We start from the raw sequence: 26,903 nt of genomic DNA, 5'->3' as shown, positions 1-26,903 counted from the left end.
GCTCCCCCCTCTTGGCTGCGATCACCGCGCATGCCTGGTCACCAATCACCGTCAGACGGTGATCGATCAATCACCGCTGGCAATGAGTGGTCGTTGCAGGCGGGGCACGCCGAGACCCACCGCCATCAGCACCACGACCAGCGGCAGCAGCAGGAGGTTGAGCGTCTGCCAGCCGAGCCAGGCGTTGAGCGGACCGGCCAGCAGCGCGGAGAGGGTGGTCAGCGAGAAGACCGCGCAGTCGTTGATGGCCTGGACGCGAGGCGCCTCGCCGGTCCGGTAGGTGGTGGTCAGCCAGGCGCTGGCGGGCAGGAAGGTGAAGTTCCAGCCCAGTCCCAGCAGGAACAGCCCGACCGCGAAGGCCCAGAACGTGGTCGGGAGCAGGGCGCAGAGCAGGCTGGCCAGCAGCGCCAGCGACCCGGCGGCGATCATGGGCCGGTAGCCGAAGCGCCGGGTCAGGTCGCCGGTGACGAACGAGGGGGCGAACATCGCCAGGATGTGCCACTGAATCACGTTGGTGACGTCGCCGAAGCCGTGGCCGGCATGCGTCATGGCCAGCGGCGTCGCGGTCATGGCCAGATTCATGATGGCGTAGCTCAGGGTGGCGATGACCACCGCCGCCAGCAGCTGGGGCTCTCGCAGCAGTTGGCCGGGGCGGCGCGGCGATTCGCCGTCGACCGCGCCCCGGGGCGATGGCAGTTCGAGTCGCGAGAGCAGCAGCAGCGCCAGGGCGTAGAGTCCCGCCAGGCCGACGAAACAGCCCAGGAACGGTGTCGCGAAGGCGTGTTGGGTGTAGCGCGCCAGCCAGGGCCCGGCGAAGGCGGCGATGACACCGCCCGCCATCACCAGGCTGAGGGCGCGGTCGCGCTGCGATTGGCTCGCCGCGTCGATGGCGGCGAAGCGATAGAGCATGCCGGCGCCGATACTCATGCCGATGGCGAAGGTGCCGAGAGTGAACAGTGGGAAGGCGGCACTCTTCAACGCCAGCAGGCAGATGGCGATGCCGATGAGCCCGGCGGTGTTGCCGATCAGGAAGGTGCGCTTGCGTCCCAGGCGTGCGGTCAACCAGCCGGAGGGGAGTGTCGCCGCGGTCAATCCCAGCAACTGGGTGGCAACGGGCAGCGTGCTCCAGTCGGCATTGCCGGAGAGCTGGGCGCCGACCAGCGGCGAGACGGCGATGAGCAGGATATTGCCGCTGACCAGCAGTGCCTGGCACAGGGCCAGGCCCCAGACGGTGAGTGGCAGGCGGGAAGGCGCGGAGGTCGTCATGAGGCTTCTCGGTTGCTGGTGGGGGACGGGGCCGGGCTGGCCAGGGTTCGGCCGAAGCGAGCGCGATAAGCGCTGGGGGCGAGTCCGTAGCGGCGCTGGAACTGGCGGCGCAGCTGTTCGGCGCCACCGATGCGGCAGTGTTCGGCAATCCGTGCCAGCGGGGCGTCGCTCTCGGCCAGTAGTCGCCGCGCCGACTCCAGCCGCAGGCGGGTCAGGAACTCCATCGGGGTCATCGAGAGTTGCTGGCGGAACAGGCGTTGAAAGTGACGTGGCGTCACCGCCATCGCGGCGGCCAGATCCTCGCTGTTCCAGGCGGCCAGCGGATCGTTGAGCACGCGATCGATCAGCGCGCGTAGCCGGCCATGGCTGGCGAGCTGGCAGCGCAACCCTTCACTGAATTGCGCCTGGTCTCCGGGCCGATGCAGGAACATCACCAGCTCGCGGGCGACCTCGCCGGCCAGGCGATGATCGTGGTCCGTCGCGACCAGGGCCAGCGCCAGGTCCATGCCCGCGGTGACCCCGGCACTGGTGTAGAGTTTGCCGCTGTTGCGGTAGAGCGCATCGGCCGCGACATCGATCTCGGGAAACTCCCGCGCCAGGCGTTCGGCCTGGCGCCAGTGCGTGGTGACGCAGCAGCCGTCGAGCAGTCCGGTTCTGGCCAGTGCGAAGGCCCCGCTGCAGATCGAGCCGACCCGTGACGCCGAGGCGGCGCGTTCGGCGAGCTTGCGGATGACCGTGTCGTCCAGCTCATGCACGCCATGGCCACCGGCCACCAGCAGCGTGCCGCCCGGGGTCGTCGTTTCCAGGGCATGGGTCGCGACCAGCGTCATGCCGCCATTGGTCCGGACCTCGCCGGGCTCGCTGGCAGTGAGGCGGAGCTCGTAATGCGGCCGACCCAGCAGCGTGTTGGCGCTGGCGAAGACCTGCCAGGGGCCGCTGGCGTCCAGCAGCTGGCAGTCCGGATAGACGAACAGGTCGACGGTGTGGGTCATGGCATCGTCCGGTGGAGTTCGACAGGCAGTCTGCGCCGGGCGGAGGATGTCGGCAATGATACCATGGCCACCGGAAACGACATTCGACCCTGTCGCCGCGGTACTCCCCGGTCACGGCGCTTCATCCTTTAGTCTTCTTTGTCGCCTGAAGCGGGTCGTTCGACTACCGGAGCCGGGCCGCCGGGACTATCATTTCCTGCGCATTAGTAACGTGCTAATTATTTTTGGGAGTTCAGGTCATGATGCATGTCACGTTGCGGGTCATCAGAATCGGTGGGGCGTCGGCGTTACTGTTGGGCGGTCTCGGAATCATCGGCTCGGCGCAGGCCTACTCGGCGTTCTCCCCGGATTCGCCCTATCTGCTGGGGGATTGGGGGGGCGAGCGCACGGCGCTGGAGAATGCCGGGATCTCCTTCGACTTCGACTACGTGGGCGAGGCGGCCACGATCCTCGATGGTGGCTACCACGATAGCCATGTGGCGAAATACTCGGATCAGTTCGCGGTCGGTGCCAATTTCGACCTCGACAAGCTCGCCGGCATTCCCGCTGCTGAATTTCAGGTCACCGTCACCAATCGCAATGGCCACAGCGTCAATGACCGGATGAGTGATCCCGGCGCCACCGTCGGTGGCTCGTCGGTACAGGAAGTCCAGGGGCGCGGGCCGGTCACGCGACTGACCCAGTTCTGGTATCGCCAGCGGTTCTTCAATGACGCGCTCGCCGTCAAGCTCGGTCGAATCCCGTTCGGCGACGACTTCGCCACCATCGACAGCAATTTCCAGAACCTCGCCTTTGGCAGCGCCCAGCCCGGCAACTGGGGCAACAACATCTACAACTGGCCGATCGCCCAGTGGGCGGCGGTGATCCGTGCCAACTTCAGCCCCGAGTGGTACGCCCAGGTCGGCGCTTTCAACATCAACGACAGCAACCTGGAGAACGACAACGGTTTCGATCTGCGCACCAGCGGCACCGAGGGCACCCTGTTCCCCGTCGAAGTGGGCTACACGCCGAAGCTGGATGGCATGGCCGGCGCCTACAAACTCGGTTTCTACACCCAGAACGTGGAGAATCGCGCCTACGGCGATGGGCCGGATACCCGCACCAGCGACACCAACACCGGGCTCTACTACGTGGTCCAGCAGCAGGTGACCACGCGTGGCGGCAACGCCGATCGCGGCCTGACCCTGTTCAGCATGGGCAACGCCAACCACGGCGACACCGCCGGTATCGATCGCTACGTCTCGGTCGGCGCGACCTACGCCGGCCCGTTCGATGCCCGCCCGCAGGACGACGCGGGAATCGGCCTGGCCTATCTCCATGTCAACGATGACGTCAACGACTATGTCGGCTACTACAACGCCACCCCGGCCGGCTCGCTTGCGCCGTTGCCGCGCCAAGGGCACGAGTACGACGCGGAGATCTACTACAGCTTCAACCTCACCCCCTCGCTCACCCTGCGCCCGAACCTGCAGTACGTCGCCAACCCGTCGGCGGTGGATTCGGTCGACAACGCCTGGGTGGCGGGCACCATGATCACGGCGAGTTTCTGAGCGCCGGCGGGAAACAGTAGCCGAGCGTGCGAGACGGCGCTTGCTCGGCTTGAGAGCCGGGGCGGGCTGCCGGCAGTTGTCGTTGGCCCGCTTCGCCCGGCTGCGTCGTCCGCCTACCGGGCGAGGTTGGCTTCGAGATAGTTTTCCAGCTCCTCGCGATCAGGCGCTGTGGCGGGTCCCCGGCGGGAGACGGCAATCGCCGCTGCCGCATTGGCACGAGCGCAGGCAGTGGGCAGGGAAGTGCCCTCGGCCAGTGCCGCGATCATGACGCCCGTATGAGCGTCCCCCGCCCCATTGGTGTCGATGGCTTGGCTCGCGAACCCTTCGATGGCTCGCGTCTCGCCGTCGTGATGCAGCCAGCACCCCCGCGGACCGTCCCGCACGACGACCGCGGCCGACCTGTTCAGGCGCGAGGCGATCACGGCGATACCCGATTCCAGCTCGTCACGGCCGGCGAACGTTCGCGTTTCACTGGCGTTGCTGCTCCATATCGCTATCCGAGGCAGTAGTCGCGCGAGCTGGCGGTGATCGATACGGGCCAGCAGCGGGCCTGGGTCGAAGACGACTGCGCAGGTTGCGGCCAGCGTCTCCAGCCAGTCGAGCAGGGCGGAGGCCTTGCCGGGGTACGCCAGGCTATAGCCGCTGATATAGATCCAGTCATTGTCGGCCACCGGCAGGGCCCCGAGACGCTCGGCGCCGACCTGCCCCTCCACGCCGATATGAGACACGAACGTGCGCTCGCCAGCCGCATCGGTCAGGGCGATGCAGAAGCCGCTGTCGCCAGCGGGGTTTGGCTCTCTCGCCAACACGATGCCTTCTTTGACGAGCGCCTCTCGCACGCGGGACCCCATGGGCCCGGTTCCATGTTCTCCGGCATAGATGACTGGCATCCCGTAGCGGCGGGCGGCGGCCATCACATTGAATCCCCCGCCGACTTCGTGATTCGCCGACTGCGCGATGACATCGCCGCCCGGGGGCGGCAGCGCCTCGATCGACATCACGATGTCGACGATCGCCTGGCCCGTATGCCAGAGCTTGGCGGGGACCGGTGAGTGGGGGAGGCCAGTCACGGCGAGGTGCTTGCGCGTAGCGTCAGCAGTGCCTCGACCCGAGGCTCGAGATCCAGGCGGTTGCGGCGCTTGACCTGGTCGATCAGGTCGCTCGGCAAGGCGTCCAGCCCCGCGCATGCGCCCAGCATCGCGCCAAGAATGGCGGCAATCGTATCCGTGTCGCCGCCCAGACTGGCCGCCAGGCAGAGCGCGCGCTGCGGCGCGTCGCCCGCCAGCTCGGCCAGGGCAAAGGCGGCCACGATCGACTCCTGCGCCAGTACCGAAGTGCCGACCAGGTCGTTGAGGAGGGTGATGGCGGTGGCGTCGCTGATGCCGGCCATTTGTGAGCGTATCCAACGGATGCGCGGCGCGAGGCGTGCACCAGCGAACCAGTAACCCAGCCTTTCGCCGTGCTCGGCGAATTCGGTACCGATATCGAGCGCCTGCGCCAGCGCCGCACCATTGAGACCCGCGGAGATGGTCGCTGCCACCGAGGCGGCCCCAGCGATGCCCAGACCGGTGTTGTGGGTCACGCTGCTGGCCGCGTAGACGGCCTCCATGAAGCGTTCTGCGTACGCCACATCGAACGCGATGCCGACCGGCGTGATGCGCATTGCTGCACCATTGGTGGCGCCCAGGCGGCCGGCCTCTTCGGGCGGAATGCCTTGGGTGATGCGTGCCACCGCCCGCTGGGTCGACGGTCCGAGCAGATCCCGCGAGCCGCGGGCACGCATGTCATCTTCCCAGGCGATCAGACGCTCGGCGAAGGTCAGGGGATCTATCGACCCGCGACCGTCGATGAGCAGGTCCGCGATCAGCATCGCCTGTTCGGTGTCGTCGGTGATGCTGCCCGCGGGCATGCCGGGTGCGATCGGTTGGTCAGCGCGAGCATCGATCAACGTGGTGATCTCGCCGAAGGTCGCCACGATCTGCTGTCGGCTCAGTGACTGAGTCGGCATGCCCAAGGCATCTCCCAGCGCGAGCCCGTAGAAGGCACCGAGTGCGCGTTGACGCAGTGGAGACGCGTGATCGGCGGCATCGAACATGGTCAGGTTCCAAAATGCAAATGTAATCGAAAATGGTCAGGATCGAGCAAGCTCACCACGTGCTCGACCAATGAACCCTGCTGATTGAACGTGGTTCGCGTCGAACGCAGCACTGGCGTGCCGATGTCACGGGTGAGCAGGTTGGCGCTTTCTGCGTCCAGATAGGCGATATCGACGCTCTGTTCGCCGCGCGCCACTTCGAGCCCGGCGGCCCTGAGCGTCGCGGTCAGTGAATCATCGACCAAGCCGCGTGCGGGCAGGTCGATCAGCGCGGGCAGGGCAGGGACCCGTGAGCGCTCCAGCGAGACGAACAGCCCGTCGCGGGTGGAGCGGCGGCGATCGACGGCGATGAAGCGCTCGACCCCAAAGCGGGTCTGCAAGTCGGCCTCTTCGATCGTCGCCAATCGCAGCATCTCGACCTGGAGGTCGGCTCCGGTTTCGGCCAGTGCCTGGGCCCAGCCGCGTTGCGGGTCTATTTCGACACCATCGTAGGTCACGATGGAGCCCACGCCGGTCTGCGTTGCGATGTAGGACTGCCGCTTGAGCTCCAGCAAGGCCTCACGCAGGGTACCGCGGCTGACCTCGAGTTCTTCGGCCAACTGGTGTTCGCCAGGCAGACGCTTGCCGCGACGCAATCGGCCGCTGTGAATCCTTCGAGTCAACTCGTCGATGACGCGTTGCTTCTTGTCAAATCGAACAGGTTTGTGCATGTTTAGTCTTGTACAGTGAAGCGGAACGTCGATCAAGCACTTTGCGTCAGCGGCGACAACGCGACGCAGCGAGTGCAATGAAGCACGCTTTCAGCCTGCCGCGATGGTGCGGGAGATCACGTCAAGGCGACTTCAGAAGGGGCCTTGAGACGGTGCAAGACGGGCGGTGAAAACGGGTGCGACGACGTTGGCGGTAGCCGAAATAACAATCCGATAAACCGGGGGCAACACCATGAAAGGGTATGGCTTCATTCGTTCCATCGCGCTCGTCGCGGCTCTCTCCACGGCCACGGGCCTGGCCCAGGCGGATACGATCCGCGTGCTCAACTGGCAGGGGTATGGCACCGACGAGGATTGGTCGCTCGAACAGTTCGAGAAGGCCACCGGCAACACCGTCGCGCACGAGTACTTCAACTCCGAGCAGGAGATGCTGACCAAGCTGCGTACCAACCCCGGCACCTACGACGTGGTCCTGGTCAATTCCGCCTACACCCAGCAGGCGGCGAGGGAGGGGCTGATCCAGCCCCTCGATCTGGCCGACTTCCCGCACAGCGACGGTCTGCAGCCACGACTCGCCCGGAACTCCAACCTCCTGCACGACGGCAAGCTGTTCGGCGTCGCCTGGCTTTGGGGCGTGACGTCGTTTGCCATCAATACCGGCGCTTTCGACGCCAAGCCGAATTCCATCATGGAGCTGTGGAACCCGGCGCATGCGGGACGCCTGGGCTGGCGTGACGACGCGGTCGAATCCTGCCAGTTCGCAGCACTGGCGACCGGTCAGGACATCAATGACCCCAGCGATTACGACCTCATTCGTGAGCGTCTCCACGCACTCAAACCGCAGATTCGGACTTTCTGGAACTCCGAGAACGAGTGGAACCAGTACATGGCCTCCGGTGAATTCGATCTGGCGACTTACTGGAGTGGATCGGCGGCGCGCTCGAAGAATAACTTCGGTCTTCCCATCGAGTTCATCGTGCCCCGTGAAGGCGCCATCGCTTGGCTCGACGGGCTCTCGCTGCCGACGGATGCGCCTCATCCCGAGGCTGCCAAGCAGTTCATCGACTGGATGATCGATCCTGAGTTCTACGTGCAGTGGGATACCGAGGTGGGGGCGCCCATCTCCGCCAATGAGAAGGCCGTCGCCCAGCTACCCGATGGCGCCTTCAACAAGACGCTGATCGAGGAGCTCAAGACGGTCAACACTCTTCCCTTCATGGGGCCGATGAGCGATGCGACGCGCGAGAAGATGCTCGAGGTGTGGCAGGAAACCAAGACCTTCTACCAGGAGTAATTCGGGGCGATGGCTGTTTCCGACACCAAGCGTTCGCCGACACGCCGCCGACAGCCCTCCAATGCCAAGAGCATTCTGGGGCTGACGGGGCCGGCCTATCTGTGGCTGATCGTCACCATCCTCCTGCCGCTGGCAGCGATGTTCTACTTCAGCTTCCTGAGTGACGTGCCGCTACCGGGACGCGACTGGCAGGTCACGCTGTCCAATTATGCGGCGTTTTTCCAGGAAGACTTCTATCGCACGCTGATGCTGCGCTCGCTCAGGCTCGGCTTCGAGGTGGCGTTGTGGTGCTTTCTGATCGGCTTTCCCTGCGCCTACGTGCTGGCCAAGACCATCAAGGGACGCTGGCGCGAGGCCCTGTTTCTGATGGTGATCATCCCGTTCTGGAGCAACGCGCTGATCCGGGTCTTCTCGTGGACCATGGTGCTGCGCGGCAACGGTATCCTGGAAAGCCTGCTCGACTGGCTGATCCCGGGTTTCGGCTCGCTCCGGCTGATGTTCACCTACGAGGCGGTGGTGATCGGGCTGGTCCACTCTTACCTGCCCTACATGATCCTGACCTGCTACATCTCGCTGTCGACCATCGATGACGATCTGATCGATGCCGCGCGCTCGATGGGCGCGAGTCGTCTGACCGTGCTGCGACGTATCATCCTGCCGCTCTCCATGCCCGGAATCGTCGCCGGCGCCGTGCTGATTTTCGTGCCGGTGATCGGCTCCTTCATGGAGCCGAGGATCCTCGGAGGTCGCGAGGGCACCTTTCTGGGCACGGTGATCGAGGATCAGTTCACCTCGGTCTTCAACTGGCCGTTGGGAGCGGCACTGTCGTTCATCCTGCTGGCCTGCGTGCTGATCATCTTCGCCATCTTCCAGCCGATTCTGAGGAGGGCATCATGAAAGCCCGGCCGACCAACATGCTGGCGCGGATCTATCTCGGCCTGGTGCTGGCGTTTCTCTACCTGCCGATCCTGGTGATGGCCGCGATGTCCTTCAATTCGTCACAGTTCTACATGCTGCCCATCGATTGGACCTTCGACTGGTATGTCAAGCTGGCCCACAACACTCGACTGCTGGAGTCCACGCGCAACAGCCTCCTGGTGGCGCTGGCGACCACGGTGATCGCCAGCGTGCTGGGAACGGCGGCGTCGATCGCCTTCTTCCGCTATGACTTTCGCTTCAAGAAGGTGCTGCAGGCTGCGCTGTTTCCGCCGATCGCCATTCCGTGGCTGATCACCGGTACCGCGATGTTGCTGTTCTTTTTCTGGAGCGGTATCGGGCGAGGCTTGCACGCCATGATCCTGGGGCATGTGGCACTGGCACTGCCTTACGTGATCATCGTCGTCTCGGCACGCATCAAGGGGTTCGACCCCGACCTGGAGGCGGCCGCTCGCTCACTGGGGGCGAATCCGTGGCAGGTCATACGCCACGTGACCCTGCCTTATCTGGCTCCGGGGTTCATCGCGGGAGCCCTGTTTGCGTTTGCGGTATCGTTCGATCAGTTCGTGATCTCCTACTTTCTGTCGGTGCCGGGTGTCAGCACGCTACCGGTAGAGATCTATACCGCGATCAAGAAAGGGTTCACGCCGGAGATCAACGCCATCTCCACGCTCGTGATCGCCTTCTCCATCACCCTGCTGGTGATCGTGTCCCGTTTCTACCGTTTTGGAGGCGATCGCTGATGGCATCTGTCACCGTATCCCATGTCAACAAGTCCTTCGGCGAGTTTCAGGCGCTGGACGACGTCTCGATCGAATTCGCCGACGGCGGCTTCTATGCCCTGCTTGGGCCCTCCGGCAGCGGCAAGACGACCCTGCTGCGCCAGATCGCTGGCTTCAGCTTTCCGGACAGTGGCGAGATTCTGATCGGTGGTGAAGCGGTCGAGTCGCTGCCGGTGGAGAAGCGCAATATCGGCATGATGTTCCAGAACTACGCGCTGTTCCCCAACATGAGCGTGTTCGACAACGTCGCCTTCGGACTGATGGTGCGCAGCACGCCGAAGCCCGAGATCAAGGCGCGAGTCGGCGAGGCGCTGGAACTGGTCAGGCTCTCCGGCTACGACGAGCGTAAACCGCACCAGCTCTCCGGCGGCCAGCGCCAGCGTGTGGCCTTGGCGCGCGCCATCGTCTTCCGTCCTCGGGTGCTGCTGCTCGATGAACCGCTCAGCGCGCTCGACAAGGCGCTGCGCCTCGGAATGCAGGTCGAGCTGAAGCGTATTCAGCGCGAAGTGGGCATCACCACGATCTTCGTGACCCACGATCAGGAGGAGGCCTTGACGCTGAGCGACAAGGTCGGGGTGCTCAAGGATGGCAAACTGCTGCAGGAAGGGCCGCCGCGAGAACTCTACGAGCGCCCGGCGACAGCCTTCGCTGCGACTTTCCTGGGCGATGCCAACCTGTTCGAAGGTGATGTCGATGACGGCGAGCTGGCGCTTTCCGACGGCACGAGGCTGCGCGCTACCGCACCCTTGACCGGCGTCGGCAAAGCCACCTGTGCGGTACGCCCGGAAAAAATGGCGATCGCCGAGGAGGGGGAGCCCCCTCTTGCCGACCACAACCTCCTCGAGGCGGAGCTTCAGGAGATCATCTTCGCCGGTAACAGCCTGAGTTATCTGCTGCGCCGTAATGACATTCATCTGCGTGTCTTCGCCCAGAACCGCGCCACGGCCGAGCTACAACCAGGCCAGCGAGTGCGGCTGACATGGCGCGTGGCGGATACCATTCCGGTCGAAGCATGAGCGAGGGACGGCGAAATCTCGGCTGGGGGACGTGGAATCCGGATCGTCCGGCGGAACTCGTGCATCCGGAGTTGGACGTCCGCTTGACACCGATGCTCTACGCGGCCAGCGCGAACGCGGTTTCGCTGCTCACTCCCTCGCAGACGCGATTCGGCATGCGCTCGCTGGACGGCGGGGAAGCGCGCCTGCGGAGTGAGTTCCACGGTACGGTGCTCGACTGGCGGTTTTGCTTCGACGTCGACGGTATCGAGATCGAGTGGCAGACTCGCGAGACCGGTGAGTGGGGGTTGCGATTCTGGGTCGCCCTGGTCGTCCACGGAGGCGGTCGCTGGCATTTCGACGAGGGGAGCGGTGAGCTCCGGAATGACGTGGCCGACGCACCGCGTGATCGCTCGCTGCGGGTCAGGGCAGCCCACGCGCCTCTGCTCGTGACCTTTCACGATGACCTGGACGCAGTGCGCCAGGAGTTCCTCGACAGAGGCTATTTCTATCTCGGCTCCCGGGCCGAGAGTGGCACGACCGCCGCACTGCGCTTCAACCTGGAAGAGATTCCCCGGCAGCGGATCGTCTGTCGGCAGGGCACGATCGACATACCGGCGCTGCCCCGGGAAGACTGGGCGTTGGCCGATGCGCATCCGCCCGGCGGCGCGCAGCAGGCGCTGCAGGCGATCAATGACGTGATCCGCTGGAACCATGTCTACGATGCCGTCAATCGTCGGCCCTACACCGGCTTGACGCGTTTCTGGAGCACACAGAAGTTCGGCGGCTTCGGCGTCTGGCTCGATGACGTCGCCTTCAATGCCTGGCTGTGGGGACACATCGATCTTCAAGGCGCCAAGGACAATCTGGCGGCGATCTTCTCGTTTCAGACCGAGGCGGGTAATTTTCCCTGTCTGGTGACCGGCAACGACGCCTGGATCGATCGCAGCCAACTGCCGATTCTTGGCTACGTCGTCTGGAATCTCTACCAGCGCAGCGGGGATGAAGGCTTGATCCGCTGGGCGTTTCCCAGGCTGCTGGCCAACTTCGACTGGTGGTGGCGTCATCGTGAACTGGCTGGCGCCGGGCTGGTGGCCTATGGCACCACCCCGGGGGTCGGGCGAGGACTCTACCGGGGTACCAAGCTGGGCGCCAAGAACGAGTCGGCGATGGACAACAGTCCGGTCCACGACGATGCCCCGTTCGATCCCGCCACCGGTCTGCTGCAGGCGTTCGATGTCGGTGCCAACAGCCTGCTGGCGCTGGATAACGAGATGCTGATATCGATGGCGGATCGACTCGGCGAGGTGGCGACGGCGAAACGGCTGCGGGCACGCCATGCCGATCACGTGGCCCGCATCCGCGACCAGCTGTGGGATGCCGAGCGCGGCGTATTCGCCAATCGATTGCGGGGTGGCAGCTTCGTGCGCCAGTTGGCGCCCACTTCGTTCTATCCGCTCGTCGCCGGGGCGGCCACCTCGGAGCAGGCGACTGCGTTGGTCAACAACTACCTGCTCCCGTGGGAGAAGTTCGGGGGGGACGTGGGGTTGCCCTCGGTGGCTCGAGACGACCCCAGTTATCAGGACAACGTCTACTGGCGCGGGCGCGTCTGGCCGACACTCAACTTCTGGACCCAGCGTGGCTTGCTGCGCGCCGGCTTTCACGAGCAGGCCCGCGAACTCGCCGACAAGAGCTGGCGACTGTTCCAGGATGGCTGGCGGGAGCGAATCTGCGGCGAGAACTTTCACCCCGAAACCGGCGCCATCACCGATCAGCCCGATACCGATTCCTTCTATTCCTGGGGGGCATTGATGGCGGCGATGGCAGTCGCGCAGACGGTCGACGTGACCCCCTGGAGCTCTGGCGTGGCGAGGCCGGATCATGGCCTGGTGCCACTCTCCGGCCTGCTCTCGAGATAGCCTCACCCCGCCGGTGGCGTTCCCAGTCCTCGGTCCTTGGGTTTGCGGATCACCATGAAGTAGAAGAACACCGCGGTCAGCGCGATGAAGAAGAGGCTGTCCGGGCTGGTGAAGAAGATCAGCGGGTTACCGTCGTTGATGGAAAGCGCTCGACGGCAGTACTCCTCCAGGCTCGGACCGAGCACGAACCCCAGCAGCAGGCAGACGGTAGGATACTTCTGCTTGCGCAGGTAGTAGGCCAACACGCCGAACACCAATGCCAGCGCCATCTGGAACGTTGAGTAGGTGGCGACGTAGCTGCCCACCAGTGCGACGATGGCAATGCTCGAGTAGAGCACGTCACGGCGGATCGACACGATCTTGAGAAAGTAGGGGCCGAGCAGGTAGAGGGTCAGCGGAATCAGGATCAGGGCGCTGACGAACAGCGAGGCGAACATCGGCGCGATCAGGTCGAGCTGCTGGGTCATGAACTGCGGGCCGGGCTGGAGGCCGTTGATCACCAGCACGCCGAGCACGATGGCGGTGGTCGGATCGCCGGGGATGCCGAACGTCAGCATCGGCACGAACGCGCCGCCGCACATCGAGTTGTTGGCGCACTCTGCCGCCGCGATACCTTCCGGGTTGCCCTTGCCGTAACGCTCCGGGTGCTTGGAGGAGCGCATCGATTCGGCGTAGGAGACGAAAGCCGCCATCGAGCCGCCGGCACCGGGCAGAATGCCGACCGCATAGCCGATGACCGCGCTTTTCAGGTAGCGCAGCGCGCCGATCTCGCGGACCTCGGAGAGCGGCGGGATGAAATCGCGACGTTTCACCTTGGCCGCCTTGATCATGCTCGGGTCGACGGTGCGGGTGCTGCGGCTGTCGGCTTGGACCAGTAGCTCGCTGATGGCGAAGGTACCGATGATCAGCGGCATCATGTCGATGCCCTGAACCAGCACGCCGGTGCCGAAGGTGAAGCGGGCCAGCGGCTGGACCACGTCGATGCCGATGGTGGCGATCATGACGCCGAACAGGGTCGCGATCATGCCCTTGGTGATCGATCCGCGCTGGGAAATGATGATCACGATCAGCGCAAAGGCGATCAGCGAGAACTTGCCCGGTGTGCGGATCAGCAGGGCCACGTCCGCCGCCAGCGGTGCCATCACCATCAGCAGCAGGGCGCCCAGCGAACCGCCGATCATCGAACCCAGTGCGGCATGGCCGAGCGCCTTGGCGCCCTCGCCGCGCTGCTGCATCGGGTAACCTTCCAGCGCGGTCATCATCGACGAGGGCGCCCCGGGAATGTTGATGGTGGTGGCGGTGATGCTGCCGCTGCACATTCCGGCCATGAAGATGCTGGCGCAGGCGACCAGCGCCGTGGTCACGTCGAGGCTGTAGGTCAGCGGCAGCAGCAGGGCAATGGCCAGTACCGATGTCAGCCCCGGCACCGCGCCGAAGAAGGTGCCGATCAGGAATCCCCCGATCATGTAGAGCAGGGTTTCGGGATTGGCGAGGGCGGCGAAGCCACCCAGCAGCCCGGAGATCGCGTCCATGATCATTGACTCCAGAGAGTGGGCAGGCGGACCTGGAAGACGACCTCGAACAGCAGGTAGCCCGCCAGGGTGATGGCGACGGCGGCGACCAGCTTGGTCAGCCATTTATCGCGGAAGCCGCCGCCGAACAGGCAGCAGAGCAGCAATACGTAGACGAACGTCGCGACGAAGTAGCCGATCAGATCGAACGCCAGCAGATAGCCTGCCGTCAGCACGATGACGCCGATCGCGCCGAGGGAGAGCCCGGCGTACTGGCGACCGCTGGGAATCTCAGCGTGGCTTTCCGTGTCGACGGACGATGATTCGGCGGATGCCCTGGCCCTGCCGCGCAGCGCATGAACCATGGCGCAGATCAGCGCGACCAGCATCAGAATGGCGGTCGCGATGGGGAAGAACGAGGCGGTCATGTTGCCGGCCTTCATCGGCGGACCGAGCTGGATCGCCGAGATCAGATAGACCAGGGTGATGAGCGCAAGCACCGCCGGCACGAAGAATTCACCGCCCAGGGTAGGGCGTCGGGACGACGGGTGAGACGAAGGTTTGAGTGAGCGTTCAGAAGACATGGAGACCCCTGGATTGACGACTCTGCGCCATGCGTAAAGCATGGCGCAGAGTGAGTGGAATCGAATGAGGGTGGCTTATTTCTCCAGCACGCCCTGGTCGACCAGATCGTCCATGGTGTTGAAGAGCTGCTGCTGGGTATCGTTCGCCCACTGGGTCACGTCGTCGGCTCCCAGCCAGGCGGGTGTCACACCGATCTTTTTCAGCCACTGCTGGAACTCGTCGCTCTCGTAAGCCTTGTGATAGGTCGTTTCCAGCTTTTCGATCACGTCGTCCGGCGTACGCGCCGGGGCCACCATGATGATGAAGCTGCCCATCTGCAGATCGAGGCCGGTATCGGTCTCGGTGACCGGCGGTACGTTGGGGAAGCCTTCATTCTGGGTGTCGGAAAATTCGACCAGACCGCGCGCCTGGCCGGACTCGATCAGCGGTGCCAGATCGCCGAGACTGGTGACGACGGCATCGACTTCGCCGTTGAGCAGGGCTTCCTTTTGCGACGCTGCGCTGTTGTCGTAGGAGACGATCTTGAACTTGGCGCCGGTCTGTTCCTGGAGCTGCAGCAGCGTCAGATGGGTTCTGGCCCCCATGTTCTGGATGCCGACGCGGATACTGTTGGGCTTTTCCTTGGCCGCGGCAATCAGGTCATCCAGCGTCTTGTAAGGAGAGTTTTCCGGCACGGTGATCGCATCGGCTTCGCTGGTGATGCGCGCAATCATGCGCATCTTGTCCATGTCGAAGCCGGGCAGCATGTTCTTCCACGGGATCGTGATGATGCTGTCGTAGGTGATCGCGGCGATGGTCTGCCCGTCCGGGCGCGCTTTCATCAACTGGAGCAGGCCGGTTGCCGTCATGCCGCCTTCCACGTTCTCGACATACATCGAGACGGGCAGCGACTCTTCGGCGATGTTGGAGGCCTTGCGAACGATGGCATCGGTACCGCCGCCGGCGGCTGCCGGCACGATGACGCGGATATCCCGATTCGGGAAGTCGGCTTGGGCGGTGCCTACCGTCAGTGATGCCAGGCAGGCGATTCCCAGCAGGGTTTTCTTGAACGTCATGAGGTAATCCTTGGCAGTGGGTGGACTTCGAGAGCGGGGTCGGTAGATCGAGGAGCGCTTGTGGTTGGAGGAGTGCACCTGGACCCGGCTGATTGGCTTGTGCCTTTGTAGTCGGTTTATTCGTACGATGTAATACAACCTTGGTTTGACACCGTGCATCTGGCCGAGTGACTGCGCCAATCGGCCGAGTCATCGGCACTTAGGCAACGACCTTCGTCGCTTGGGTCTCGCTAGAGGCTTTCGTTATGCTGGGCGGGCCTATTCCGCGTTGACCCGCCCATCGCCTGCCTGGAGCCCCTGATGCCGTTACCCGAGTGCTGGTTTGCCGACATCGATGTCCCCGCGGCACTGGAGCGCGCCGGCCGCGATGCCAGGCAGCGGTTGGAGGAGGCGCTGGACGCCGAGGGGGAGCCGGCGGTCGTCGAGGCGTGGCGGTCGCTGGACGAGACCCGGGGGGGCGAACTCGCCCGCGTGGTGCTGCTGTCGGATTTCGCGCTGGATGCCCTGGCCACACGCCCGGCGCTGCTGCCCGCCGCGCTGGAGATGGGCGAGCTGGAAGCCGCTCCGGAACGGGCACGGCTCGAGCAGGTACTGGGTGAAGCGCTGGCGAAGGCGGAGAACGAGGAGGCGCTCCACTGCGTCCTGCGCCGTTTCCGCCAGGCGCGCATGCTCGGCACCGTCTGGCGCGACCTCAACGGTGCCGACATGTGGCAGACCGCCCGCGCCGTCTCCGAGCTGGCGGAAATCTGCCTCGAGGGAGCGCTGGGGTGGCTCGAGGGACATTTCGCGGCCCGCTGGGGGACACCCGCCCCAAGCGCCGACGGCGCGCCCCAGCGCCTGATCGTGCTGGGAATGGGCAAGCTCGGCGCCGGCGAGCTCAATCTCTCCTCGGATATCGATCTGATCTTCGCGTTTCCCGAAAAGGGCACCACCCACGGGGGCGAACGCGAGTACGAGCATCAGCAGTATTTCACCAAGCTGGGGCAGAAGCTGATCGCCGCGCTGGACGCGATCAGCGCCGACGGCTTCGTGTTCCGGGTCGACATGCGACTGCGTCCGCTGGGCGATGGCGGGCCGCTGGTCGGCAGCTTCAACACCTTCACCAGCTACTACCAGGATCAGGGGCGCGAGTGGGAGCGCTACGCCATGCTCAAGGCGCGGCCCGTCGCCGGCGACATCGATGCCGGTTACCGGCTGCTCGGCGAGCTCAAGCCCTTCATCTACCGCAAGTATCTCGACTTCGGCGCGATCGAGTCGCTGCGTGACATGAAGGCGATGATCCATCGTGAGGTCAAGCGGCTGGGAAGAGACGACAACATCAAGCTGGGACGAGGCGGGATTCGTGAGGTCGAGTTCGTGGTCCAGGCGTTCCAGCTGATCCGTGGCGGTCGGGATACCGAACTCCAGGTCACCTCGCTGCGGGACGCCATGTCGCAACTGGTCACGCTGGAGCTGCTGCCGCAGGCGGTGGTCGACGAGCTACGGGAGGATTACGTCTTCCTGCGGGATCTGGAACACGCGCTGCAGGCGCAGCAGGACCGCCAGACGCAGACGCTGCCGGGCGACCCGGAGAACCAGGCGAGGTTGGCGATGGCCATGCGGATGCCGGACTGGGAAGCGTTGAGAGAGGCGCTTGCGGCCTGCCGGGAGCGGGTGCGACGTCATTTCGACGCGGTGATCGCCGACCCCGATGACGAATCGCCGCTCCAGGCGGAGGAGACGGGCCGGCATGATGTCGCCTGGCGGCAGCTGTGGCAGGGGGAGATGGACGACGCCGAGGCGGAGCGAACGCTGGCGGCGGCAGGCTTCGAGCTGCCCGATTCGCTGCGGCGTCTCAGCGCCTTTCGAGACTCCCGCGGCGTCAAGTCGATGCAGCGTATCGGCTACGAGCGGCTCGACGCCGTCATGCCACTGCTGCTGGAAGCGGCGGCGGAGAGCGACACGCCGAGCGTGGCCCTCGAGCGCGTGCTACCGCTGATCGAGGCGGTGCTTCGGCGCACCGCCTATCTGTCGCTGCTGCGCGAGAATCCGCAGGTGCTGCCGTCGCTGGTCCGGCTCTGCTCGGCCAGCCCCTGGATCGCCGAACAGCTGGCCCGCCATCCCATCCTGCTCGATGAGCTGCTGACCCCCGCGACGCTCTATTCGCCGGCCGACAAGCAGCGGCTGGCGGATGAGCTGCGCCAGACGCTGGCAAGGATTCCCGAAGACGACGAGGAGAGCTGGCTGGAAGCGATGCGGGTCTTCAAGCAGACCCAGGTGCTGCGCGTCGCCGCCTCCGACATCGCCGGGGGGCGCGTGTTGATGAAGGTCAGCGATTACCTGACCGCGATCGCCGAGGTGGTGCTGGATAGCGTATTGCGGATGGCGTGGCGCTCGCTGGCGGCACGCTACGGCCAACCCGGCGCCAGGGAGTCGTCGACTCAGGCGAGCTTTTTGATCGTCGGCTACGGCAAGCTGGGCGGCATCGAGTTGGGCTACGGCTCCGACCTCGATCTGGTATTCCTCTACGACGCCGCGCCGCGGGGCGTCACCGACGGCGCCAAGTCGATCGACAACCTGGTCTTCTTCACCCGCCTGGGCCAGCGGATCATCCATCTGCTCACCGCCACCACGCCCAGTGGCACGCTCTACGAGGTCGACATGCGCCTGCGTCCCTCGGGCAATGCCGGGTTGCTGGTCTCGTCGCTGGATGCGTTCGCCGAGTATCAGCGCAAGGAGGCCTGGAGCTGGGAACATCAGGCACTGGTGCGCGCGCGGGCGGTGGCCGGTGACGACGCCCTGGGCGATCGTTTCGAGGCCGTCCGGCGGGAAGTGCTGGGACGAGAGCGCGACTGCGAAGCATTGCGGCGTGAAGTGGTCGGGATGCGGCACAAGATGCGCGAGCATCTGGGTAGCGGTGCCGAAGCGAGAGAGGCGGGGCAGTTCCACCTCAAGCAGGATGCCGGCGGCCTGGTGGACATCGAGTTCATGAACCAGTACGCCGTGCTGGCCCTGTCGGCAACGACGCCGGCCCTGCTCGAGGTCACCGACAACATGCGGCTGCTGGATGCGCTGGCCCAGAGCGGCAGGTTAGCCGAGCAGGATGCCCGCGATCTGCAGGCGGCCTACCTGGCCTATCGCGACGCCAGTCACCGGGCGGCACTGGCCAAGAAGCGAAGCCTGGTGGCGGGGGAGGCCTTTGCCGATCATCGCGCTACGGTCTCCCGGCTGTGGGATCGCTGGATGCGCCCGGAGTCCGACGATGAGACGAAAGATCAATGAAAACGCCGTTTGATTAATGTAATATTAACGGGTCATGACGCCTGTGTTACGGCTCGGAGTGGCCCCACCTTGCACCGACTTTCCCATCTCAACGAAATTGCCCACGGCAACGACCGGGCGATCTATCGGCATCCGGAACGGCCCGAGCGCTGTATCAAGGTGCCTCGGTTCCCCGAGCGCGGAAGTCACCAGAACGAGCGTGAGCAGATCTATTTCGACATTCTGAAGGCGCGAGGCCTCGACGACTGGCGCCATGTCCCGGAATATTTCGGATCGGTGGAGACGGATCAGGGTCCCGGGCTGGTGTTTGAGCTGGTGACCGATGCCGATGGGCAGATCTCCTCCACCATTCGACAGTGCCGCGATCGGGGCGATACGGCCTGGTTCGCCACCCATGCGTTCGCCGACGAACTGCAGGGGTTGTATCACTATCTTCGCGACAACTGGATCGTGCCGTCCGACATCAACGACCGCAACATCGTCTGTCAGCTTAGGGCCGACGGCTCTCGGCGGCTGTGGCTGATCGACGGCGTCTCCAATCCGGATTTCATGCCGCTGGCCAACGTCTGGCCCTGGTTCGCGCGTCAGAAAGTCGATCGTCGCATGCGACGGTTCTTTGCCAAGTTGAGTGGCTATGGCCTGCTGCCCGAACCGGACAGGAAGGAGCTGGTGCGCAGCGCGCATTGAGCCAGGCCCCGGCGACACCATCGGCGTTCGAACGACGGCCTCCCGAATCGATCGGGAGGCCGTTTTGCATCCAGCGTCAAGCGTTCGACGTTTCGCGCGGGTTGCGGCCGATCGGATGCGGCTGGTTGCGGGCCCGGGCCAGTTCGATCTGCTTCTGCCGTTCGCGGGCACTGGCGCGCGTCTTTTCCGGCAGCGAATCCCAGCAGTGGGGGCAACTGATCCCCGGCGTGTACTTGTCCGATGACTGATCCGCGGTGGAGATCGGCATGCGACAGGCATGACACTGCTCGAACTCGCCCTCGCTCAGGTCGTGGCGGACGGTGACCCGGTTATCGAACACGAAACAGTCGCCGCGCCAGCGACTCTGTGTCTCCGGCACCCGCTCCAGATAGCTCAGGATGCCCCCCTTGAGGTGGAAGACCTCCTCGAATCCCTCGTTGAGCATGAAGCTCGACGCCTTCTCGCAGCGGATACCGCCGGTGCAGAACATCGCCACCTTCTTGTGGCGGCTGGGATCGTAGTGCTGTTTCACGTATGCCGGGAATTCTCGAAAGGACTTGGTCCTGGGGTCGACCGCGCCCTCGAAGCTGCCGATGGCCACTTCGTAGTCGTTGCGCGTATCGATGACCAGCACCTCGGGGTCGTCGATCAGCGCGTTCCAGTCTTCCGGCTCGACATAGGTCCCGACGCGGCGGTTCGGGTCGACGTCCGGTACGCCCATGGTCACGATCTCGCGCTTGAGCTTGACCTTGGTGCGATAGAACGGGTGGGCGTCGCAGTAGGATTCCTTGTGGCCCAGCTCGGCAAAACGCGCGTCGCGCTTGAGCCAGCCGAGCAGCGCGTCGATGCTATCGCGGGTGCCGGAAACGGTACCGTTGATGCCCTCGTTGGCGAGCAGCAGCGTGCCCTTGACATCGAGACGCTGCATTTCGGCGAGCAGCGGCTCGCGCAGGGCTTCGAAGTCGTCGAGAGTGACGAACTGATACAACGCCGCGACCACGATCGCGGGATCGTTTGATGACATGCTTCGACTCCTGGTAGTCGCCCTCGCAAAGGGCGGACCGGGTTGGGGTGGCGCCACGGTGGCGCCGATGATCGCCGCGCATTTTACGCCGCTGAGCGTTGGCGTCCAGTGACCGACCGTCGCAGCGGAGGGCGCGGCTACCGGGTAGTGTCGGCGATATAGCGGGCGATCATCAGGTCGAGGTGGGCGCCGCCACCATTCTTGAACAGGGTGATATCGGCCTCGTTCTGTCGGCCCCCACGTCCGCTGAGCAGATCGTAGAAGTCGCCAAGGACGTCCTCCTCGGCGATGACACCGGCGGCGAGGGGGATCTTCAGCTCGCCGATGTGGCCGAGCGTGGTCTCGCGGCTGTCCACGAACAGCCGGGCTTTCTGCAGCAGCGTATCGTCCGCTTCCCGCATGTCAGCCTTGAACGCGCCGATCAGGTCGACGTGCGTGCCCGGCGCGATCCACTCGCCCCGGAGGAACGGGGTTCGCGCCATGGTGGCGCTGGCGATGATATCCGCCGACCTTGCCGCCGCTTCCAGGTCGCTCACCGCGGCCACGTTCAGACCGCGAGCTTCACAGGCGCCGGCGAGTGCTCGCGCCTTGTCGTGGGTCCGGTTCCACAGGCTGATGCGTTCGAGGCCGGGGAACAGGGCGGTATAGGCGTCGATCAGGCTGGCCGCGACCTTGCCGGCACCGCAGACGAGCAGATTGCGGCTATCCCGGCGGGCCAACAGCAGCGCGCCCAGCACGGAGTCGCTGGCCGTCTTGATCTCGGTGACCAGCCGGCTCTCGATGATCGCCTGCAACCGGCCATCATCCGGGGCGAAATAGAGCATGGCGCCCTGGACGGTATCCAGGCCGCGGGCGGCATTGCCGTCGAAGACGGTGACCGCCTTGGCGCCATAGCCGATACCGGGGATGAAACAGGAGCGATTGAGCAGGGTCTTGTCGGCCGGTCCAAGAAAAGTATCGTCGATTTCCGGCCTTGCGGCTCGATGGCCCTGCTTCAGGGCCTCGACGGCTTCGGCCCAGAAAAGTCGCTCTCTCGCTTCTTGATACGTTATCTGTCGAATCATGCCTGCCTCGTATCCTCGTTGACGTCAGTTGTTCCACTCGCTGGGTTTGAAAGCCAGATCGGTACATACCCAGAAAACCACCGCATCTTCTTCCGATCCTTTCAGACAAGCGTGGCCCATGGAGCTGTCGATGTAGGCGCAGTCGCCCTCGTTGAGAACCACGGGACTATAGAACTCGGTGTGCAGAACAACCTGGCCCTTGACCACGAAGAGCGTCTCCTCTCCCTCGTGAGAGAACAGGCCGTCCGCTCGGGCGCTGGTTCCGCGAATCTCCGTCATTTCTTTGGCGTGAACCGTCGCGATCATCGGGCACATCTTCTTGTTCGTCAGTTCGGAACAGAGAAAGCGATAGTCGTGCGAGCCAATGGAATGGCCGATGCCTTCACCGTTGCGGGTAATCGAGCGCCGCGTCTTGGGTAACGCATCCACCTGGGGCTGGATCAGTTCCGCAGGCTCCACCTCCAGCCCTTTGGCGAGACGGAGAAGGCTCGCATAACTGGGTGAGATCGCTCCGCGTTCGATCTTGGATACGGTCGAGGCGCGCAGGCCGCAGCGCTGTTCCAATTCACTAAGTGTCAACGCCTTATCTCGGCGTATCTGTTTGATACGTTCGCCTAGTCGAGCCGAGCTTAGTTTGTCATCTACTTCCGTCACTCGCTCATCTCCCTGGAGGTGCGATGTGGCATCACATGGAACTCATACAGCAATCGCTATTCAGCATGCACAGAATGTTAAAGACTTGCCAAGATGTCAGTCATGTGCAATATATGACATATGTGTCTTATAAGACAATTTTTGGAGCATGTGTGGCATGAAGATCCAGGCGCTCAATATTTTTTTGCTGGAAGTTCCTCTGGGAGGGCAGATCTTCAATCCGCGCATCCTCTGGCATCGGAAACAGTCTGTGCTGGTTCGTCTGGTCACTGAAGAGGGCGTCGAGGGATGGGGCGAGTGCTGGTGCTTCGATAATTCCGCCGACGCATTGATCCGCTTTCTGCAGAGCGAAATTCGGCCCCGCGTGCTCGGCGCTGATGCCAACGATCCCGCTGGGCTGTGGCAAGACCTATGGTCGATGGCTTCGCTCAATGGTCGTCACGGCATGATGGCGGCGGCCTTGAGCGGGGTCGATATCGCGCTGCACGACGTGCTTGGCAAGCGCACGGGACGCGCGCTGGGGGCGGCGATCTCCATAGAGCCACTGCGCGATCGAATCCCGGTCTATGCCAGTGGCGGGCTCTATCGCAAGGACGATGCGCCCGTTCGGCTGGCCGACGAAATGCGCTGCTACGTCGCGGCGGGGCACAACCGCATCAAGATGAAAATCGGGGCTTTGGCCTTCGAACAGGACGTCGCGCGTGTCAGAGCCGTCAGAGAAGCCGTCGGACCGGATGTCGGGCTGATCGTCGATGCCGTATACAGCCTGGACAGGGCGCGGGCGGAAAAATGGCTCGGTGTATGGCGCGAGTTCGATGTAGAGGCGGTTCAGGCTCCCTTTCCCACTCACTGCTGGGAGGAGATGCGCTGGCTCAATCGTGACTGCGGCGTACCGGTCATGGTGTTCGAGGCCGAGTCGCGCTTCGAGATATTTCGCGCACTGTTGGAGTTCGAAGCGATCGGCGCGCTGCAGTTTTCGCCTATCGCCGTCGGCGGCATTACCGCTGCCAGGCGACTGATCGCTCTGGCGAGCGACTACCGCTGCGACGTCTCGTTGCAGTGCTCTTCGACCTGGCTTACCGAAAAAGTGGCGCTGGAGATCGCGCGAGGTCATTCACAGGTCCGTCACGTGGAGTTACACACGCTTCACACCGCGCTCTTCGATCAGACTGCTGCCGGAGAACTTCAGGTACGTGACGGTCAGCTGTCGTTGGCATCCTGTGTCGGCCTTGGCGTCTCGCCGGACGTTTCGCGCCTGCTCTGCGTCGATGAGCAGCTCCCCGATATGCAAAAGATTCCTACACCCAATGGCCACCTGCGTCGCGTCGGCGACTAGACCGTTGGTCGACGGCGAAAATCGCCAACCTTCAAAAACAAAGAGGTAGATATCGTGAAATACGCGAAAACGATTCTGTCAGCTGCCGTCGCCTCGCTGTCGATCGCTTCTGCATCCGGCGCTACCTGGCCGGAGCGTCCGGTCAGCATCGTGGTGCCGTTCAAGGCTGGCGGCTCCAGCGATCTCGTCGCACGTAGTTTTGCAGCGGCCATTAACGAGCAGCAACTGCTCTCCGAGCCGCTCAACGTGGTCAATGTCGGCGGCCACTCCTCCGTCGGTGCAAGACGCGTCATGGACGCCAAGCCGGATGGCTATGAATTCCTGGTCCACGAGACCGGGCTGATCGGTGCGCAGGCCGCGGGAATCACCAATTTCGGTTATGAAGACTTCAAGCCCGTTGCCCTGACCGGCGAGAACTGCATGGCCATTCTGGTGCGCAAGGATTCGGGCTACGACAGCCTGCAGGCTCTGCTGACCGCTGCTGCCGACAAATCCAACCCGGTGGTGTTTGGCGTCAATATCGGCGGGCTGAACCACATGTCCGGCATCATGCTCGAGAATCACTCGGACGCGGATTTCCGCTTCGCTCAGGTCGGTGGCTCAGCCGACAACTTTGCGGCACTGACCGGGGGCCAGATCGACGTGGCTTCCGTGGGGGCCGCCGGGGCCAAGAACTTTACGCTGACCGAGGATGGTCAACTGGCCGACGACAGCCAGGTCAAGGCGATCGCCCTGTTGGACGATGAGCCTGACGATCGTTTGCCCGGGGTGCCTACGGCCCGTTCTCAAGGTACCGATGTCAGCTTCTGCTTCGGTAACTACTGGCTGGCACCCAAGGACACGCCCGACGAGATCGTTGATGCCTTCGCCGATGCGCTCGAGGCCGCCTCTCAAAGCGACCGTATTAAGACCTACTACGACGATACCCTGACCAAGCCGATCTTTCTCCGTGGTGAAGCGTTCCGTAAGTATCTCGACGAGCAGGCCGATATCGTCGGACCCGTCGCCAGGCAGGCGACTGCGCGCTAACGAGGAAACGTGCTGCCTGCGAGACGAGAGGCGTGTCGCGCCGCTCTTTCGCGCTTCCCTAACGCTTGCGAAAGAGAGGCGTCGTAATGGATCGAAGACTGGAGTGGTTTATCACGATGCTCATCGGCATCGTCGGTGTCATTGGTTGCTGGAGCGCGCTGCAGATCGGCGGCTTCGCATTCGACCCCCTTGGCTCCAGAGCCGTGCCCCTGGGGGTATCCGTGCTCATGATCGGCCTTTGTGTCGTGCAGGCAGGTAAATGGTTGCTTCCCAGAGCACCTGCCGTTTCCGCGACCGGTGCGCCCGTTGATATCGAGAAAAGCGATATGAAGGAGGACACCCTGGCGCAAGTTGGCGAGTCTGTAGAGGATATTTTCGAGGCGAGGCAACTGCTGGCGCCACTTGGCATGCTGACGTTATGCCTCGGTTTCATCTGGCTGGTATTTCTCGAGCGCTTTCCGATTTCGCTGGTCACGACCGCCTTTGTGGTCGTGGCAGCTCAGTTGTTGCCGATGCCGAATCGTCGCCGCGGCACATTGATCGCGCTAATGCTGGGTGTGGTGCTGGGGTTTGGTGCCGAATGGCTTTTCACGCAAGTTTTTTTCGTCGATCTTCCGGCGCTGGGGTGATGTGATGGACGGTTTGCTGACGGCTTTCTGGTTTACCTTGCAGCCCGCAGCCCTTGGTCTGATGCTGTTGGGTGTCTCGGCTGGGGTATTCGTAGGGGCGATCCCCGGATTGAGTGGCACGATGCTCATAGCACTATGTCTGCCGCTGACCTTCTTCATGACGCCGGAAATGGCGATCGTGCTGCTCATTTCGATCTACATCGGCGCCATCAGCGGCGGATTGATCACGGCGACGCTGCTCAAGATGCCGGGTACCGAAGCCGCGATCATGACGACACTGGATGGCTACCCCATGGCCAGGGCGGGTCGCCCGGGGCGCGCGCTCGGCCTGGGAATTGGTAGTTCGTTCGTCGGCGGTTTGATCTCCTGGGTGGCCCTGGTCCTGCTGACCAAGCCGCTTTCGATCTGGGCGACCAAATTCACCGCTTTCAACTATTTCGCGCTGATCGTCATGGCACTGGTGCTGATCGCGATCATCACCGAGGGATCGTTCCTGAAGGGCATCATCGCGGCACTACTGGGCGCGCTGCTCGCGGTGCCGGGAATCGATCCTTCCTCCGGGACGCCGCGACTGACGTTCGATCTGGTGGCGCTCAATGGCGGCATCGATCCTATCCCCATGTTCATCGGGCTCTTCGCCCTGGGCACCGCATTCACCGATCTGCTTAAGCCCAAGAAAGAGGGCGAAGGGCTCTCCACGAGCTACCGCGGCGTGATCATGGGGGTGAAGGATTATCTGCGCCATGGTGCCAACCTGCTGCGCTCTTCCGTACTGGGAACCTGGATTGGCCTGTTGCCGGGTGTCGGGGCAATCATCGGTTCGATGGTGGCTTACTCGACTACCAAGGCGCTGTCGAAAACACCGGAAAAGTTCGGCACCGGCTGCGAAGCGGGAATCGTTTCATCGGAGTCCGCCAACAATGCCACCATCGGCGGTGCCATGATTCCGCTTATTGCGCTCGGCCTGCCGGGAAGTCTGAACAATGTGCTGTTGCTGGCGGCGCTGTTGATCCATTCGATTCAGCCGGGGCCGCTGCTGTTCGTCAACAATCCCGAGCTTGTCTACATTCTGATGGCGGCTTTTTTCTGCGCCAATATCATCATGTACTTCGTCATGGTAGGCAGCGTTAGATGGGTTTCCCGGATCAGCCAGATTCCCGGCTACATTTTATTCCCCATCATCGTATTCTTCTGCCTGGTGGGCGGGTACGCTTACGGTAATTCCGTTGCCGACGTGTGGATGCTGCTCAGTTTCGCGGTGATCGGTTTTCTGCTGGATCTGGGCGGTTTCCCCAAGGGGCCGCTGGCGATCAGTTTTATCCTGACGCCCATGGCAGAACAGAAGTTGCGCTCGGGGTTGCAGATTGCCGGTGGTGACTGGTCGGGGCTGTATACGGAACCTTTGACGCTGATCATGCTGTTGATGGCGCTCGCCATGTTGCTGATCCCCAATCTGGGGCCGAAACTTTCACGCAGGCGAAAGCGTGCGCTCGACAAGATCGGTTCGCCGACGCCAAAAGAGTGACCGC

23 protein-coding genes are annotated in these 26,903 nt (G+C 63.7%); 12 read left to right on the top strand and 11 right to left on the bottom strand.

Annotated elements, in window-relative coordinates:
• Nucleotides 1-66: 66 nt before the first annotated feature.
• Together AAGT95_RS21200 and AAGT95_RS21195 are read right to left on the bottom strand one after the other, a co-directional pair.
• Nucleotides 67-1,266: an MFS transporter gene (locus AAGT95_RS21200; RefSeq protein WP_342595043.1), complete on the bottom strand. Its 1,200-nt coding sequence runs from the start codon at nt 1,264-1,266 to the stop codon at nt 67-69.
• On the bottom strand, nt 1,263-2,258 hold the full coding sequence (locus AAGT95_RS21195; RefSeq protein WP_342595042.1) for a GlxA family transcriptional regulator: 996 nt from the start codon (nt 2,256-2,258) through the stop codon (nt 1,263-1,265). The genes AAGT95_RS21200 and AAGT95_RS21195 overlap by 4 nt, the downstream gene beginning before the upstream one ends.
• Nucleotides 2,259-2,497: 239 nt before the next feature.
• On the opposite strand from AAGT95_RS21195, the gene AAGT95_RS21190 reads away from it, so the two are divergent.
• Nucleotides 2,498-3,808, top strand: a complete 1,311-nt coding sequence (locus AAGT95_RS21190) for a carbohydrate porin (protein WP_342595041.1) — start codon at nt 2,498-2,500, stop codon at nt 3,806-3,808.
• Nucleotides 3,809-3,921: 113 nt separating this feature from the next.
• On the opposite strand, the gene AAGT95_RS21185 is transcribed toward AAGT95_RS21190, so the two are convergent.
• The 3 genes from AAGT95_RS21185 to AAGT95_RS21175 are packed head-to-tail and all read right to left on the bottom strand — an operon-like array spanning nt 3,922 to nt 6,649.
• A complete protein-coding gene (locus tag AAGT95_RS21185) occupies nt 3,922-4,878 on the bottom strand; it encodes a PfkB family carbohydrate kinase (RefSeq protein WP_342595040.1) in 957 nt (318 codons plus the stop codon).
• A complete protein-coding gene (locus AAGT95_RS21180; RefSeq protein WP_342595039.1) occupies nt 4,875-5,903 on the bottom strand; it encodes an ADP-ribosylglycohydrolase family protein in 1,029 nt (342 codons plus the stop codon). The genes AAGT95_RS21185 and AAGT95_RS21180 overlap by 4 nt, the downstream gene beginning before the upstream one ends.
• A gap of 2 nt (nt 5,904-5,905) precedes the next feature.
• Entirely contained in the window at nt 5,906-6,649 is a 744-nt protein-coding gene (locus tag AAGT95_RS21175; protein WP_342595038.1) for a GntR family transcriptional regulator, read from the bottom strand.
• Nucleotides 6,650-6,845: 196 nt separating this feature from the next.
• Here AAGT95_RS21175 and AAGT95_RS21170 point away from each other — a divergent pair, with 196 nt between their 5' ends.
• The 5 genes from AAGT95_RS21170 to AAGT95_RS21150 all read left to right on the top strand — a co-directional run bounded on the left by AAGT95_RS21170 (nt 6,846) and on the right by AAGT95_RS21150 (nt 12,539).
• Entirely contained in the window at nt 6,846-7,907 is a 1,062-nt protein-coding gene (locus AAGT95_RS21170) for an ABC transporter substrate-binding protein (RefSeq protein ID WP_110598622.1), read from the top strand.
• Between the two features lie 9 nt (nt 7,908-7,916).
• Entirely contained in the window at nt 7,917-8,804 is an 888-nt protein-coding gene (locus AAGT95_RS21165) for an ABC transporter permease (RefSeq protein ID WP_110598621.1), read from the top strand.
• Nucleotides 8,801-9,586: an ABC transporter permease gene (locus AAGT95_RS21160; protein WP_110598620.1), complete on the top strand. Its 786-nt coding sequence runs from the start codon at nt 8,801-8,803 to the stop codon at nt 9,584-9,586. Before AAGT95_RS21165 ends, AAGT95_RS21160 begins: the two co-directional genes overlap by 4 nt.
• Complete coding sequence (locus AAGT95_RS21155) at nt 9,586-10,641, top strand: ABC transporter ATP-binding protein (protein WP_110598619.1); 1,056 nt, start codon at nt 9,586-9,588, stop codon at nt 10,639-10,641. Before AAGT95_RS21160 ends, AAGT95_RS21155 begins: the two co-directional genes overlap by 1 nt.
• A gap of 92 nt (nt 10,642-10,733) precedes the next feature.
• Complete coding sequence (locus AAGT95_RS21150) at nt 10,734-12,539, top strand: MGH1-like glycoside hydrolase domain-containing protein (protein ID WP_342596563.1); 1,806 nt, start codon at nt 10,734-10,736, stop codon at nt 12,537-12,539.
• 2 nt (nt 12,540-12,541) lie between these two features.
• Here the strand turns inward: AAGT95_RS21150 and AAGT95_RS21145 are convergent, their stop codons facing one another.
• The 3 genes from AAGT95_RS21145 to AAGT95_RS21135 form a co-directional block, all read right to left on the bottom strand.
• Nucleotides 12,542-14,071 (bottom strand): tripartite tricarboxylate transporter permease, encoded by a 1,530-nt coding sequence (locus AAGT95_RS21145; RefSeq protein WP_342595037.1) that lies wholly within the window; start codon nt 14,069-14,071, stop codon nt 12,542-12,544.
• A gap of 2 nt (nt 14,072-14,073) precedes the next feature.
• Nucleotides 14,074-14,634, bottom strand: a complete 561-nt coding sequence (locus AAGT95_RS21140; RefSeq protein ID WP_157958357.1) for a tripartite tricarboxylate transporter TctB family protein — start codon at nt 14,632-14,634, stop codon at nt 14,074-14,076.
• A 75-nt stretch (nt 14,635-14,709) separates the two neighbouring features.
• Nucleotides 14,710-15,690 carry a Bug family tripartite tricarboxylate transporter substrate binding protein gene (locus AAGT95_RS21135; protein WP_110598615.1) on the bottom strand — a complete coding sequence of 327 codons (981 nt, stop codon included), beginning with the start codon at nt 15,688-15,690 and terminating at the stop codon, nt 14,710-14,712.
• A 300-nt stretch (nt 15,691-15,990) separates the two neighbouring features.
• Here AAGT95_RS21135 and glnE point away from each other — a divergent pair, with 300 nt between their 5' ends.
• Nucleotides 15,991-18,951 (top strand): bifunctional [glutamate--ammonia ligase]-adenylyl-L-tyrosine phosphorylase/[glutamate--ammonia-ligase] adenylyltransferase, encoded by a 2,961-nt coding sequence (glnE, locus tag AAGT95_RS21130; protein WP_342595036.1) that lies wholly within the window; start codon nt 15,991-15,993, stop codon nt 18,949-18,951.
• Between the two features lie 69 nt (nt 18,952-19,020).
• Complete coding sequence (locus tag AAGT95_RS21125; protein WP_342595035.1) at nt 19,021-19,638, top strand: YrbL family protein; 618 nt, start codon at nt 19,021-19,023, stop codon at nt 19,636-19,638.
• Nucleotides 19,639-19,714: 76 nt separating this feature from the next.
• On the opposite strand, the gene AAGT95_RS21120 is transcribed toward AAGT95_RS21125, so the two are convergent.
• The 3 genes from AAGT95_RS21120 to AAGT95_RS21110 all read right to left on the bottom strand — a co-directional run bounded on the left by AAGT95_RS21120 (nt 19,715) and on the right by AAGT95_RS21110 (nt 22,380).
• A complete protein-coding gene (locus AAGT95_RS21120) occupies nt 19,715-20,662 on the bottom strand; it encodes a rhodanese-related sulfurtransferase (protein WP_342595034.1) in 948 nt (315 codons plus the stop codon).
• Nucleotides 20,663-20,799: 137 nt separating this feature from the next.
• On the bottom strand, nt 20,800-21,726 hold the full coding sequence (locus AAGT95_RS21115) for an ornithine cyclodeaminase family protein (protein ID WP_342595033.1): 927 nt from the start codon (nt 21,724-21,726) through the stop codon (nt 20,800-20,802).
• A gap of 24 nt (nt 21,727-21,750) precedes the next feature.
• On the bottom strand, nt 21,751-22,380 hold the full coding sequence (locus AAGT95_RS21110) for an XRE family transcriptional regulator (RefSeq protein ID WP_342595032.1): 630 nt from the start codon (nt 22,378-22,380) through the stop codon (nt 21,751-21,753).
• A 157-nt stretch (nt 22,381-22,537) separates the two neighbouring features.
• Between AAGT95_RS21110 and AAGT95_RS21105 the strand changes: the two genes are divergently transcribed.
• The 4 genes from AAGT95_RS21105 (at nt 22,538) to AAGT95_RS21090 (ending at nt 26,899) form a co-directional block, all read left to right on the top strand.
• Entirely contained in the window at nt 22,538-23,716 is a 1,179-nt protein-coding gene (locus tag AAGT95_RS21105; RefSeq protein ID WP_162302602.1) for a mandelate racemase/muconate lactonizing enzyme family protein, read from the top strand.
• Nucleotides 23,717-23,770: 54 nt separating this feature from the next.
• Nucleotides 23,771-24,745 (top strand): tripartite tricarboxylate transporter substrate binding protein, encoded by a 975-nt coding sequence (locus AAGT95_RS21100; protein WP_157958355.1) that lies wholly within the window; start codon nt 23,771-23,773, stop codon nt 24,743-24,745.
• 86 nt (nt 24,746-24,831) lie between these two features.
• Nucleotides 24,832-25,374, top strand: a complete 543-nt coding sequence (locus tag AAGT95_RS21095) for a tripartite tricarboxylate transporter TctB family protein (RefSeq protein WP_342595031.1) — start codon at nt 24,832-24,834, stop codon at nt 25,372-25,374.
• Between the two features lie 4 nt (nt 25,375-25,378).
• A complete protein-coding gene (locus AAGT95_RS21090; RefSeq protein WP_342595030.1) occupies nt 25,379-26,899 on the top strand; it encodes a tripartite tricarboxylate transporter permease in 1,521 nt (506 codons plus the stop codon).
• The last annotated feature ends 4 nt before the right edge of the window (nt 26,900-26,903 follow it).

Source organism: Salinicola lusitanus (genome assembly GCF_038648475.1).
Taxonomy (GTDB): domain Bacteria; phylum Pseudomonadota; class Gammaproteobacteria; order Pseudomonadales; family Halomonadaceae; genus Salinicola; species Salinicola lusitanus.
This window is presented reverse-complemented; position numbering and strand designations above follow the sequence as displayed.

Excerpts from the sequence above, each read along its gene's own strand:
- AAGT95_RS21090 (WP_342595030.1), top strand. The coding sequence starts at position 25,379 with ATGGACGGTTTGCTGACGGCTTTCTGGTTTACCTTGCAGCCCGCAGCC.
- AAGT95_RS21200 (WP_342595043.1), bottom strand. The coding sequence starts at position 1,266 with ATGACGACCTCCGCGCCTTCCCGCCTGCCACTCACCGTCTGGGGCCTG.
- AAGT95_RS21155 (WP_110598619.1), top strand. The coding sequence starts at position 9,586 with ATGGCATCTGTCACCGTATCCCATGTCAACAAGTCCTTCGGCGAGTTT.
- glnE (WP_342595036.1), top strand. The coding sequence starts at position 15,991 with ATGCCGTTACCCGAGTGCTGGTTTGCCGACATCGATGTCCCCGCGGCA.
- AAGT95_RS21120 (WP_342595034.1), bottom strand. The coding sequence starts at position 20,662 with ATGTCATCAAACGATCCCGCGATCGTGGTCGCGGCGTTGTATCAGTTC.
- AAGT95_RS21135 (WP_110598615.1), bottom strand. The coding sequence starts at position 15,690 with ATGACGTTCAAGAAAACCCTGCTGGGAATCGCCTGCCTGGCATCACTG.
- AAGT95_RS21190 (WP_342595041.1), top strand. The coding sequence starts at position 2,498 with ATGATGCATGTCACGTTGCGGGTCATCAGAATCGGTGGGGCGTCGGCG.
- AAGT95_RS21140 (WP_157958357.1), bottom strand. The coding sequence starts at position 14,634 with ATGTCTTCTGAACGCTCACTCAAACCTTCGTCTCACCCGTCGTCCCGA.
- AAGT95_RS21165 (WP_110598621.1), top strand. The coding sequence starts at position 7,917 with ATGGCTGTTTCCGACACCAAGCGTTCGCCGACACGCCGCCGACAGCCC.
- AAGT95_RS21105 (WP_162302602.1), top strand. The coding sequence starts at position 22,538 with ATGAAGATCCAGGCGCTCAATATTTTTTTGCTGGAAGTTCCTCTGGGA.
- AAGT95_RS21195 (WP_342595042.1), bottom strand. The coding sequence starts at position 2,258 with ATGACCCACACCGTCGACCTGTTCGTCTATCCGGACTGCCAGCTGCTG.
- AAGT95_RS21170 (WP_110598622.1), top strand. The coding sequence starts at position 6,846 with ATGAAAGGGTATGGCTTCATTCGTTCCATCGCGCTCGTCGCGGCTCTC.
- AAGT95_RS21180 (WP_342595039.1), bottom strand. The coding sequence starts at position 5,903 with ATGTTCGATGCCGCCGATCACGCGTCTCCACTGCGTCAACGCGCACTC.
- AAGT95_RS21150 (WP_342596563.1), top strand. The coding sequence starts at position 10,734 with ATGCTCTACGCGGCCAGCGCGAACGCGGTTTCGCTGCTCACTCCCTCG.
- AAGT95_RS21095 (WP_342595031.1), top strand. The coding sequence starts at position 24,832 with ATGGATCGAAGACTGGAGTGGTTTATCACGATGCTCATCGGCATCGTC.
- AAGT95_RS21160 (WP_110598620.1), top strand. The coding sequence starts at position 8,801 with ATGAAAGCCCGGCCGACCAACATGCTGGCGCGGATCTATCTCGGCCTG.
- AAGT95_RS21145 (WP_342595037.1), bottom strand. The coding sequence starts at position 14,071 with ATGGACGCGATCTCCGGGCTGCTGGGTGGCTTCGCCGCCCTCGCCAAT.
- AAGT95_RS21115 (WP_342595033.1), bottom strand. The coding sequence starts at position 21,726 with ATGATTCGACAGATAACGTATCAAGAAGCGAGAGAGCGACTTTTCTGG.